Genomic DNA, 12,425 nt, shown 5'->3' on the forward strand with positions numbered 1-12,425 from the left:
CTAACCACTCTATAATAAGGTGCAATTTTACATCTATTTTTAGCCCATTAATATTAATTTATTAAATTCGTATATTCGATTAAAATTGCAGGTTACACATGTCAATAGAACAAACTTTAACAGAAGAAGAAATCAAAGCCAAAAAACAGCATAAAGCAGAGATTATCGCTGAAAAGAAAAAATTCAATGTCACTTGGGAAATGCTACAAGCTTATGGTCGTCAGCTTTCTGAGAGATTATTACCCGCCAATCAATGGAAAGGCATCATTGCAGTTAGTCGTGGTGGCTTAGTACCAGCAGCTATTTTAGCTCGTGAACTTAGTATTCGTTATGTCGATACAGTTTGTATTTCTAGCTATGATCATGATCATCAACGTGAAAAATTAATTTTAAAACAAGCAAACGGTGATGGCGAAGGCTTTATTGTTGTTGACGATTTAGTTGACACTGGTAGCACTGCACATACCATTCGTGAGATGTATCCTAAGGCTCACTTTGTCACTATTTTTGCTAAACCAGCAGGTAAACCATTAGTTGATGATTATGTTGTCGACATCGCACAAGATACATGGATTGAACAACCATGGGATACTGGTGTCATGTTTGTTAAACCAATTAGTGATAATAAATAATCATCTAATATAAATAGGTTGCTATGGTTATGACTGAAAACCTTTCTGAAAAGATATTCAAACCACAATATGACTACCCTGAAACATCATCGCTAATCAATCGTCTTGACAGCAGCAATGGCAGCAGTATTAGTCCTCTTGATGGTGAAATTGATTCAAAATGGTATCGAATCATTAACCCTCTTTTATGGTATTGGCGCGGCCTTCCTAAGTTAGAAATCGAAGCGGTTTTATCAAGAATCGCTATTTCAACTAAGCGCCATACTAATGATAAATGGTTGGATTCAGTTATTGGTTATCAATCTGGCAACTGGATATATGAATTTTTAAATCAGGCTGCAATGTGGCAAGCTAAAGCTGATAATGCCGCTCAATCTAATTTAACTGAAGAATCAAAAAATAGTTTACATCAGGATTATCTCATTGCCAGCGAATACGCCAGCATTGCCAGTTATCCTCATTTTAAGAATGATGAGCTAGCGATGTATGCTCAAACCTGTGCCTATCAATCATATATGAAGGCACTTGAATATTCACCTTATTCAACCAAGCAGTTAGAGTTTAAGGTTGAAAATCGGGTTATCAAATCCATTTTGCATTTACCAAACAATAGTAATAGTGGTGTTTGTCCTGTCGTTTTAATCTGCAATGGTTTAGGTAATTTACAAATTGATTATTATCGTTACTTTAGTGAATATCTTGCTCCACAAGGTTTTGCTATGTTAACTGTCGATTTACCAACCGTTGGATATAGTCGTAATTTTGTATTGAGCCAAAATAGTAGCCAAATTCATCAAGCAGTGATCGAACAACTACCATCGGTTCCATGGGTTGATAGTAATCGAGTGATTGTTGCTGGATTCCGCTTTGGTTCACATATTGCAACACGACTTGCCTATTTAATGCCTAATAAAATAAAAGGGTTATTTAATTTTACTCCATTTATACACCAACTCTTTGTTGATAAGGCATTACAACAAAATCTACCTAATAGCTATAAAGATATGCTGGCCAGTCGTTTAGGTTTAACTTCTGTATCAAATCAACAATTAGCGGCCGAATTGAATTATTTTTCTCTTAAAAATCAAGGGTTATTAACCCATTCTTGTCCTGTACCGGTTATGAATATTATCTTTGAAGATGATAAATTAAGTAATTTGAGTGAAGTAAAATTAATTCAATCAACAAAACAAAGCAAAATTGTCACAATCCCCAAAACACCATTGCAAAAAGGTTTACAAAACGCCTTTACTCAATCAGTTAAATGGATGGAGTCTATTTTGTAATAACTAATCTGAATAAGAGTATTGTTATGAATAATAAAAAACAACAAATTGTCGTTGTTAAACTCGGTACCAGTGTTTTAACTGGAGGAACTAAACAGTTAGACCGTGCGAGAATAGTAGAACTGATTCGACAATGTTCTTATTTACATCAAACTGGTCATAAAATTATTATCGTGACTTCGGGTGCTATTGCTGCTGGTCGAGAATACCTCAACTATCCTAACCTACCCAATACTGTTGCCACAAAACAATTACTTGCTTCAGTTGGTCAAAGTAAATTAATCCAACTTTGGGAACAGCTGTTTTCGATATATAAAATTTATATTGGACAAATGCTATTAACTCGCGCAGATCTTGAAGATCGCGAACGCTTTTTAAATGCTCAAGATGTATTAAAAGCAATGCTAGAGAATAATATTGTCCCAGTGATTAATGAAAATGATGCAGTTGCTACTGCTGAAATTAAAGTTGGTGATAACGATAATTTATCAGCACTTGCCGCAATTTTAGCTGAAGCAGATAAATTGATATTGCTTACCGATATCGAAGGTTTATATACAGCCGATCCAAGAAGCGATAGCAATGCACAATTGATAAAAGAAGTAAGTCAGATTAATGATGATCTGCGCAGTATCGCCGGTGATAGTGTTTCAGGTTTAGGAACCGGTGGCATGAGCACAAAAATTCAAGCTGCCGAAGTAGCTGGGAGTGCTGGCATAGAAGTAATTATAGCTGCAGGAAATAAAGCCAATGTGATTGTTGATGCAGTCAATAATCAATCGGTTGGTACCCGTTTTTTACCGCAAAAAACCCCATTAGAACATCGAAAGCACTGGCTATATGGCGCACCAAACGTAGGCAAAGTGATACTTGATGATGGTGCGATTAACGCCATTTTAAATAATGGTAGTTCGCTATTACCAAAAGGCATTATCGCAGTCGAAAAAGATTTTTCACGTGGTGAAGTCATTAATATTTGTGATAAATCTGGTATGCAAATAGCTCGAGGAGTCAGCCGTTATAATAGTGATGCATTACGACAAATAGCAGGACATCATTCACAAGAAATTAGCCAAATAATTGGCTATGAATATGGTCCTGTTGCCGTACACCGAGATGATATGCTGATTAAATAATAGATTTAGGATAGAGACATTCGGCCAAATCGTTACAAAAACTTACTCTATAGCGTTGTGTTCAGTATTATCCTTTATTAATAATAATGCCTACAATCAAGCTTTTGTCTATGCAAAAACTAACATCAGAGAAGGTTATTATTGGCATGTTTATATTTTTATAATATAAAAATATATTGATGATTTAATATATAACATAGAGTTCTGGATAGATTACCTATCTTATCGATAAATAAAAAAATAGATGAATAAGATAAAAGGTTTATAAAATTGAGTATTGAAGTTAATAGCTATCGCGAAAAATGGCAAAAAGATGATCAGGATTTAGTGTTTTATCGACGTAAATATATTGAACCACTTATAATAATTTTACTTGCCTGCTTTATAGCATTCTTTATTTTCTCTCACATAATCGAAATCCCTTTTCACCTCGGTCTCATTTTATTATTAATGATTGTTTTTTTGTTATTACAATGGGCTGAAAAATATATCATTTTGGGTAAAACATTTATTAGTATTAGGAATAGTCAATTTACCGTTACGGATCTTATCTTGTTTACCATGTTTTTTATTGTTTATGTCTTTTTAAAAAGAAAAGATAAAAATAAAATGACCTGTATCCTATTTAAGAATATTATTAATATCTCAGAAAAAAATCCTAATACCATAATAATAAAATATAAGACAAACGATACTATTGAGGATTATGTTATCGACCTAAATATGATGTTGGAGTCAGAAAAGCAGTTATATTTAGAAAAAATGCAATCTATTAAAAAACTTTGTGGACAAAATCAATAAAGGTTAAGCAATGATAAACGAAATGGGTAAAGCAGCCAAACTTGCTTCATATCAATTAGCACAATGCGCAACAAAAATTAAAAATCAGGCTTTAATTCATATCGCCGATTTATTAGAACTAAATGCTGACAAGATTCTTGATGCTAATCAAAAAGATATGGCTATGGCAAAAGAACAAGGATTGACCGAGGCAATACTCGATCGTCTGTTATTAACTTCCGAACGATTATCATCTATTGCTAATGATGTTCGAAATGTTGTTTCTTTAACCGATCCAATTGGCCAAGTTATTGATGGTTCGACATTAGCAAGCGGATTAAAGTTACAACGTCACAGGGTGCCATTAGGTGTGATTGGTGTTATCTATGAAGCTCGTCCTAATGTGACTATTGATATTGCGGCTCTTTGCTTAAAAACCGGCAATGCAGCGATACTGCGTGGTGGTAAAGAGACGATTAATACCAATGCTGCTATTATAGCTATCATTCAGCAAGCTTTAAAACAAGTCGGTTTACCTGAAACAGCAATTCAATCTATCGATAATCCTGATCGCAAATATATCACTGAATTACTTAAACTTGATAAATATGTTGATATGATTATTCCTCGAGGTGGCGCAGCATTACACAAACTTTGTCGAGAACATTCAACCATACCTGTTATTACTGGTGGAATTGGTGTTTGCCATATTTTTGTCGATGAAAGTGCTGATTTTGATAAAGCGCTATCAATAATACTTAATGCAAAAACTCAGCGACCAAGTACCTGTAATACTGTTGAAACAGTACTTGTTCATACTGAAATTGCCAATACTTTTTTACCAAAACTTAGTCAAATCATGGCCGATAATCAGGTGATATTGCATGCCGATCCCGATGCTTATAAGATTTTGAATGCTGGAGTGGCAAATGTTTTTGCCGTTGAGGATGATGAACTAAGACAAGAGTGGCTTTCCAAAGATCTGAATATTGTCATTGTTGATTCATTGGAATTGGCGGTGGAACATATTCGCGAATATGGTAGTGGTCATTCAGAAGCCATTTTAACGCGAAGCCTTATAAATGCAGAACAATTCGTTAACTTAGTCGATGCTGCTGCAGTTTATGTTAATGCATCGACCCGATTCACCGATGGTGCACAATTCGGTTTAGGTGCTGAAGTTGCAGTTAGTACGCAAAAATTACATGCCAGAGGACCAATGGGCCTTGAAGCCTTAACAACGTATAAATGGATTGGTTATGGCGAAGATTTAGTTCGTCAGTAATGATAACAACTAACTGTTCATAACCCAGAACAGTTAGTTATATAGTTATTAGTTATATAAGTTAAATAGATTAATCAAAATTACGCATTAAAAGCGCATAATTTAAATCAATATCTTCGGCGATTGGAATATAAACAATGTGACCATCACCAAGTCCTGCTGGAACTGGTTGACCTTTTTTATTTTCCATTCGTTCAATAATAAAGGTCATATTACCTTTAGGGGTCATCATTTCAACACTATCCCCTACTGAAAATTTATTTTTAACAATAATTTCAGCTAAGCCATTTAGACGTTGACCACTAAACTCACCAACAAATTGTTGTCTATCAGATACAGAATGACTGTGCACATAATTTTGCATATCTTCATGTTTATGGCGACGTAAAAAGCCTTCGGTATATCCTCGATGAGCCAAAGAATCAAGTTCAGCCAATAAGCGTGGATCAAATGGTTTACCTTCACTGGCGGCATCAATAGCTTGACGATAGACTTGAGCGGTTCTTGCACAGTAATAAAACGATTTGGTTCGCCCTTCAATCTTAAGTGAATGTACGCCGATCTTAGTTAAATCTTCGACTAATTCAACCGCTCTTAAATCTTTTGAATTCATGATATAAGTACCATGTTCATCTTCAAAAGCTTGCATATATTCGCCAGGACGACCAGACTCTTCTAACATAAAGACCTGATTGGTTGTTGAGCCAATACCTAATGTCGGTTCAATTTGTTGTACAGGAATCGGCTCGCATTTATGGACTATCTGCCCTACTTCGTCCTCTTTGCCCTCAGATACTTTATATTCCCAACGACAAGCATTAGTACAGGTACCTTGATTTGAGTCACGTTTATTAATATAACCAGATAACAAGCAGCGTCCTGAATAGGCCATACAAAGCGCACCATGAATAAAAACTTCAAGTTCCATTTCCGGCACTTTTTCTCGAATTTCTTTGATTTCATCGATGGATAACTCTCGTGACAACACAACACGCGTTAATCCCATCTTATGCCAAAATTTTACCGTCGCCCAGTTAACCGCGTTGGATTGCACAGATAAGTGAATTTCCATTTCCGGAAAATGTTCACGAACCAACATGATTAAACCCGGATCAGACATGATAAATGCATCTGGTTTCATGTTAACAATTGGTTCTAAATCACGAATAAAGGTTTTTAATTTTGAATTATGAGGGGCAATATTAACTACCACATAAAACTTTTTGCCTTGAGCATGAGCTTCGTTGATGCCAATAGCAAGATTTTCATGATTAAATTCATTATTGCGCACTCGCAAACTGTAGCGTGGCTGCCCGGCATAAACTGCATCAGCACCATAAGCAAACGCGTAACGCATATTTTTAAGTGAACCAGCTGGTGAAAGTAATTCTGGTTTTGGATATAACATTGTCATTAACAAATGCCTCTGATTTCAAGTCAGTATTACCTTATAGGTAATAGGTTAAGCAAAATAGGATGGGCATTTTACGCTTTAGCTATCAGATTGGCAAATTTATTGTTATAACAATCAATAACAGCTTAATAGTGAGCAAAACAGTCTAGAAAAAGTTCTTAATAATTACCTGTTATCTTCTCTTAATTGTTAAATCATTAAGGTAAATGGTCTTTATTTTTGTCAGAAATATTCACTGGTGATTTATAACCTAAAATGACTAACCCAAACCATTAATTTGAGTTGTCTAGGTCTTCGGTAACTAGTCCAATCAATGGTAAATATTCTTGCCAACGATATTCCCTTATCGGCATTGGGTTAGCATTGTCAAAATATAAAACTAATGCGGGTTTGATACCATTCCAATTATCGACAAACTCATAGTGTATCAAATACCCTTGTGAGATCAGTTTTTTGGCTTTAGCATGATAATTAAAATATGCCATGTTTTATCCTGTTTCTTGATAAACGTTATAAGTGGGCATAACTGAATCAATGGTTTACAATAAATGATGGGTACTTTTTTGATTGTTTAATTGACTAATGATTTAATAAATAACATTAAAAATCGAAAATATTTTTACAATTACAAAAATACCTGAACTACAAATGGACTTTAATGATGATATTCAGCTTTAAGATTACTAAAGAATGGTTATTTTGATTCATCTTTTAACATTTCCAAACAGTCTTTACTATCTATAGTAAAAGAAAATAAATATTTATTATTTTCTTCATTATACATGTATTTAAAAATCGCCCCTTTATTTATTGCTTTTTTTGTACTTTCTTCAGTACAAAGAAGGTTTCTTACCGTCAAAAAAAGTTTATTTTCAACAAAACCCATTTCTAAATCTTCAAAATTAATATTAAAAATTGTCATTTTGTAAACTATTGTATTTTTATATGCCATAGTTGAATCTAAAATGGTAAACTGATCTAACTGATATGGAGTATTTTTATTTATTTCTTTTGACATGGTAACTAACTGCTTTTCAATATTTTTTTTATCAAATAGGTCAAATTGATTAATAAAAAAGAAAACTGCTACTGAAGCAATAATAAATGATAACCAATATCTAAGTTTTTCTACCGTCATAATAATACTCAATTCGCTATAATTATCATTAACTATATCATATAAAGAATAAATATCTCTATTAACTTGATAGTTTATTCGAGCAAATACTGTAGGTAACTTATCGATTTTTAATGGAGGCGCGTCCCGGAGTCGAACCGAGGTAGACGGATTTGCAATCCGCAGCATGGCCACTCTGCCAACGCGCCGAAGAGGTCTATCTGAATAGGTGGCAAATATTAGCATTGGCTTACCTTATCGTCAAGTTTTAATAGGTTATAAATACAGCAGTCGCATAGAATATTTTAAATGTCCTAAATATAGGACATCAATAAGAAGGATGAGTTAAATTTATATAGCTTATTTACAACTAAAATCATAAAAATTTTGAGGAGCGGGCTTTTTTAAGGGTAAAATGAGACATAATTTCCAGTAACGCTTTTATTTATCATAAAAAAACATATGCTGCACTAAATTCACAATCTTAAAATTCAAACTGACAACGTTATAAATTATTTTCAATTAAAAGACATTTATTGCTTGAAAATTAACTCTTTTAGTATAAAAATAGCTCTGCTTTTATAATATTTATTTTTAAGGAATGGAAATGTTTAAAAAACTATTAGCTGTATCATTATTAAGTTTTGCGTTAATTGGTTGTGGTGGTGGTGATGCACCTAAAATTGATTTTACAACACAAGAAACTTTTACTAGTTCTGTAAAAACAGCTAGTGAAAAATTAAGTGATAACGATAAAATTGCTTTTGCTCGTGCCATTGTTAAAGCAACAACTGCTGCGGCAACTAATCCAGCTAATGCTGGCGATGAAGCTAAAGTAACTGCAGATCTTAAAAGCAAACTTAATGGTAAAACAGCTAAAGAAATTATCAGCGAATTTGATAAATAATTTTAACTGATTAGCGCTAAAGCCCGCATAAGCGGGTTTTTTTATAAATAAATTTCACCTCATTACGTAATTTATTTTTAATAATACATATCGTTATATACCCAATTACCATTATTTTAATTGAATTACTTTTGATTATGACAACTTGATTTGTATATAATTTAGTCTATTGAAGTTAATTTTTTTTTTAATTTCCTGAACAATTTTTATATACTTATAGCAATAGAACAGTAAATTTGAGGTATCTAGTGATTGAGTTAAAGCTTAGAGAAGTAAAAAAAGACTTATCAACTAAAGAGCTTAAAGTTGCTTACTATATTATTGATAATATCCAAGCACTCAAGAATATGAGCATCCAAACTTTAGCAAAACTCAATCACGTAAGTACCACCACTATTTTACGTTTATGTAATAAATTAGGATATAAAGGATTCAGTGATTTCAAGGTCGATCTGATTGGCTCAATCCCTAAAAAACTTAATAATGAGATATTACAAGATGATATCAATTTGAACGATTCTCTTGCTGATGTGAATAGTAAAGTCCAAGCAATGGAAAAATCCTCAATTGATGAAACCCACTCTATCGTTAATATTCATGCATTAAATAGTGCCATTGATTTAATTATTAATTGTCAAAAAATAGTTATATTTGGTGTTGGCAGTAGTGGCTTAGTTGGTAAAGAATTGGAATATCAACTTATCAAAATAAAGAAAGATGTCAATTGTCACTTCGATGCTCACATTACTCGAAGTCTCATCAGTACATTAGATAAAAATGATCTTGTTATTATTATTTCACACTCAGGAGAAACGCCTGATTGTGTTGAGTTATTAAAACTAGCAGGTCAATCTTCGGTTCCTTCTCTTGCTATCACTAAAATGGGACAAAGTCAGATTTCATCCTTAGCCACCTTAGTGTTACATACTACATCGATGGAGCATGCTTCAAGATTAATACCAATACGATCTAAAATCTCTCAAATATCTGTAGTAAATATGCTCTTAACTAACTTATTTATTCGCCAATATGATGAACGTTTACTCTTACAAACTCAAAATAGAGAAAAACGTAAATATCCAGCCAAAACAACAAAATAAACACAAAAAACGAAAACACAAGTACTTTAGCTCTAACTCGTCAGTTATAACCATCATCTTTCTTTGCATAAATTTGATCTCGTTCACAAAATCATAAAAATTTCTTAAAAAATAGATGACTATTTGCCCCTGTAGATGTAACTTTATTACTAAATAAATAAAAATATTTAGTAATAAAATTACAAAACAAGGAAATTTCTATGCCACAACCTTTACCCATCATTCTAGCCAGTCATGGCCCATTTGCTCAAGGCGCTTTAGAGTGTGCACAAATGCTTATGGGAGAACAAGACAATGTTCATGTTATATCAGTTTTAATTGATAGTAATATCGATAATCTACGTCAAGAAATGCAAAGTAGTTACAAAAAACTAAATCAAGGTAATGGCGTAATTATATTGGTGGATATCATGGGGGGAACACCCTGCAATCTAGCCACCGAACTACTCATATCACATGACGATGTATTGTTATTTTGTGGTTTTAATATTCCGGTATTACTTGAAGTTTTAAATAATCGTGAAGGGACATTAAATGATGCCAAATTGGCTATTGAGGAAACTTTTCCCGAAAGCTGTAAAGATGTTCGGCAGATTCTAAATGTTCAACAAGAACAATCTAATGAGTTGTAAGGAGAAGACTAATGCCAATAAATGTAGCAAGAATTGATGATCGCTTGATTCATGGACAAGTTATTACTACTTGGGTAAAAAACTATGACATTGAACAAGTATTAGTTATTAATGATAAAGTCGCTGAAGATAAAGTTCAGCAATCGGTACTCACTATGTCGGCACCTCCTGGTCTAAAAGTTTTAGTATTTGGGGTACAACAATTTATCGAAATTCTAAAAAAGACCCCTATCAAAAAAAGAACCATGTTACTTTTCACGAATAGTATTGATGTTAATGCTTTAGTTGAAGGTGGACTATCGCTAGAAAAAGTGAATGTAGGCGGAATGAGAATGCAAGATGGCCGACATCAATTATCAAGAGCGGTTTCGGTAACACCAGAAGAGGAACAAGCATTCAAAAATCTTATTGCTAAGAATATTCCAGTTGAGGTGCAGATGGTTCCTAAAGATCCAATAGTCGATCTGAAATCATTACTTAACTAAATAATCTATTGAAATATTTATTTTTAATTTGGAGGTTAACATATGTTAACACAAGCTATTCTTGTCGCCATTTGGGCGGGAATTTGTTCTTTGGATGATGTTGGTCCGCAGATGTTACGTCGCCCATTATTAACAGGTACCATTGCAGGTATTATTATGGGCGATATGGTTCAAGGGTTAGCAATTAGTGCAACACTTGAATTAATGTGGATGGGTATTGGTAATGTAGGGGCATATTCAGCACCAGACATTGTTGCCGGTGCCATTATCGGGGTTTCACTAGGTATCACCACTGGCGGAGGTATTGCTACTGGTATTGCGTTAGGCGTGCCTGTGTCATTGTTATGTCAACAATTACTCATTATATGGCGTTCATTCGCATGTTTTTTAAATCCTTGGGCAGAACGTTCTGTTTTAAATGGTAATTATAAAGCGCTGGCTAAAGTTCACTTTTTCTCAACACCAGTTTGGTTTTTAATTCGTGCAGTCCCTTGTTTTATTGCAATTTATTTTGGTAGTGATTTAGTTAAAACTATTTTAGATGCGATTCCAAAAAGCATTATTGATGGTATGGGCGTTGCTTCCAAATTAATTCCAGCAGTGGGTATTTGTATTTTATTACTGATGTTACTCAAAGGCAGAATGTGGTTCTTTTTCCTATTAGGTTTCATGCTAACTACCTATTTAAAATTACCAATTATTCCTGTGACCTTTATCGCTCTAGCTTTCGCAGTCCTATATGACATGGCGTCAACTAATAGCAGAAACAGTAATAATAATGAATCCGATAACCAAACATCAATGAATAGCAACACTGAAGAGGAATATGATCTATGAGTACTCTACATAAAATTACCAAAAAAGATCTGAATCGTATCTTTTGGAACTTACAAACAATGTCATTTTCATATAACTATGAAAAAATGCAAATGATAGGATTTGCTCATTGTATGATCCCTGTACTAGATCGACTATATAAAGATGCAGATAAAGAAACTCGTATCCGAGCAATGAAACGCCATTTAGAGTTTTTCAATACACAAATTAATGCTGGCGCTTTAATTTTGGGCGTCACCGCCGCAATGGAAGAGAAAACCAGTGAAGAAGAAAAAGATGCGGTAGTCTCTGTTAAAGCTGGCTTAATGGGACCTTTTGCAGGTTTAGGTGATAGTTTACTTAAATTCACTTGGATGCCGATTTGCGGCAGTATTGGCGCAGCATTTGCGTTGCAAGGCAATATCATTGGCCCTATATTAATGTTTTTAATTTATAACCTTGTTAATGTGTTAAGCAAATATTTCTTTATTCATTATGGTTATAACAAGGGTGTAGATTTAATTGAGCAATCAAAAAATTCAAACATTATTCAAAGAATAAGTAACTTGGCTAATGTTGTTGGTGTCATGGTCTTGGGTTCGCTCATTGCATCAACGGTCAAAGTTGCTACACCACTAACAATAAATGTTGGCGAACAATCAATTAAAGTTCAAGAAATGTTCGACAAAGTCATGCCAAATTTTTTAACCTTACTTTTTGCATTAGCCACATTCTTCATCGTTAGGAAGTTTCAAGGAAAATACACAGTTAGCTTAATACTGGCGGTAATGGTGATTGGCGTAATATTTTCAATGTATGGTATTTTAAAGTAAGG

Annotated in this window: 14 protein-coding genes and 1 tRNA gene; 11 read left to right on the top strand and 4 right to left on the bottom strand. The window is 33.7% G+C overall.

From position 1 onward, the window contains the following. Window positions 1–98 precede the first annotated feature (98 nt). From gpt to proA, 5 genes are all read left to right on the top strand, one after another. Entirely contained in the window at window positions 99–632 is a 534-nt protein-coding gene (gpt, locus tag H3T56_RS04040; RefSeq protein ID WP_081298886.1) for a xanthine phosphoribosyltransferase, read from the top strand. Window positions 633–661: 29 nt separating this feature from the next. Next, window positions 662–1,918, top strand: a complete 1,257-nt coding sequence (gene frsA / locus H3T56_RS04045; protein ID WP_198192095.1) for an esterase FrsA — start codon at window positions 662–664, stop codon at window positions 1,916–1,918. A 26-nt stretch (window positions 1,919–1,944) separates the two neighbouring features. Next, window positions 1,945–3,054 (top strand): glutamate 5-kinase, encoded by a 1,110-nt coding sequence (gene proB / locus H3T56_RS04050; protein ID WP_086361057.1) that lies wholly within the window; start codon window positions 1,945–1,947, stop codon window positions 3,052–3,054. A 270-nt stretch (window positions 3,055–3,324) separates the two neighbouring features. Beyond that, complete coding sequence (locus H3T56_RS04055) at window positions 3,325–3,855, top strand: hypothetical protein (protein WP_198192096.1); 531 nt, start codon at window positions 3,325–3,327, stop codon at window positions 3,853–3,855. A gap of 10 nt (window positions 3,856–3,865) precedes the next feature. After that, window positions 3,866–5,119 (top strand): glutamate-5-semialdehyde dehydrogenase, encoded by a 1,254-nt coding sequence (gene proA / locus H3T56_RS04060; protein ID WP_086356940.1) that lies wholly within the window; start codon window positions 3,866–3,868, stop codon window positions 5,117–5,119. 70 nt (window positions 5,120–5,189) lie between these two features. Here proA and yegQ read toward each other — a convergent pair whose 3' ends face one another. The 4 genes from yegQ to H3T56_RS04080 form a co-directional block, all read right to left on the bottom strand. After that, a complete protein-coding gene (gene yegQ, locus H3T56_RS04065; RefSeq protein WP_065613457.1) occupies window positions 5,190–6,527 on the bottom strand; it encodes a tRNA 5-hydroxyuridine modification protein YegQ in 1,338 nt (445 codons plus the stop codon). A gap of 278 nt (window positions 6,528–6,805) precedes the next feature. Beyond that, window positions 6,806–7,018, bottom strand: a complete 213-nt coding sequence (locus tag H3T56_RS04070; protein ID WP_065612892.1) for a thermostable hemolysin delta-VPH — start codon at window positions 7,016–7,018, stop codon at window positions 6,806–6,808. Between the two features lie 209 nt (window positions 7,019–7,227). Beyond that, a complete protein-coding gene (locus H3T56_RS04075) occupies window positions 7,228–7,671 on the bottom strand; it encodes a hypothetical protein (protein ID WP_086319667.1) in 444 nt (147 codons plus the stop codon). 114 nt (window positions 7,672–7,785) lie between these two features. Then, window positions 7,786–7,859: transfer RNA gene (locus H3T56_RS04080), tRNA-Cys, on the bottom strand. Between the two features lie 398 nt (window positions 7,860–8,257). Here H3T56_RS04080 and H3T56_RS04085 point away from each other — a divergent pair. The 6 genes from H3T56_RS04085 (at window position 8,258) to H3T56_RS04110 (ending at window position 12,423) form a co-directional block, all read left to right on the top strand. Continuing rightward, the gene (locus H3T56_RS04085; RefSeq protein ID WP_065578899.1) at window positions 8,258–8,557 is read left to right on the top strand and encodes a DUF6694 family lipoprotein; all 300 of its coding nucleotides are present in this window, start codon (window positions 8,258–8,260) and stop codon (window positions 8,555–8,557) included. 248 nt (window positions 8,558–8,805) lie between these two features. Further along, window positions 8,806–9,657: a MurR/RpiR family transcriptional regulator gene (locus H3T56_RS04090; RefSeq protein WP_086356941.1), complete on the top strand. Its 852-nt coding sequence runs from the start codon at window positions 8,806–8,808 to the stop codon at window positions 9,655–9,657. Between the two features lie 200 nt (window positions 9,658–9,857). Continuing rightward, window positions 9,858–10,289, top strand: coding sequence for a PTS sugar transporter subunit IIA (locus H3T56_RS04095; RefSeq protein ID WP_065612890.1), 432 nt, complete (start codon window positions 9,858–9,860; stop codon window positions 10,287–10,289). 11 nt (window positions 10,290–10,300) lie between these two features. Beyond that, a complete protein-coding gene (locus H3T56_RS04100; protein ID WP_065578902.1) occupies window positions 10,301–10,774 on the top strand; it encodes a PTS sugar transporter subunit IIB in 474 nt (157 codons plus the stop codon). A 42-nt stretch (window positions 10,775–10,816) separates the two neighbouring features. Beyond that, window positions 10,817–11,611, top strand: a complete 795-nt coding sequence (locus H3T56_RS04105; protein WP_065578903.1) for a PTS sugar transporter subunit IIC — start codon at window positions 10,817–10,819, stop codon at window positions 11,609–11,611. After that, entirely contained in the window at window positions 11,608–12,423 is an 816-nt protein-coding gene (locus H3T56_RS04110; protein WP_086356944.1) for a PTS system mannose/fructose/sorbose family transporter subunit IID, read from the top strand. Before H3T56_RS04105 ends, H3T56_RS04110 begins: the two co-directional genes overlap by 4 nt. Window positions 12,424–12,425: the final 2 nt, after the last annotated feature.

This window comes from Gilliamella sp. W8123, assembly GCF_016101085.1.
Taxonomy (GTDB): domain Bacteria; phylum Pseudomonadota; class Gammaproteobacteria; order Enterobacterales; family Orbaceae; genus Gilliamella; species Gilliamella apis.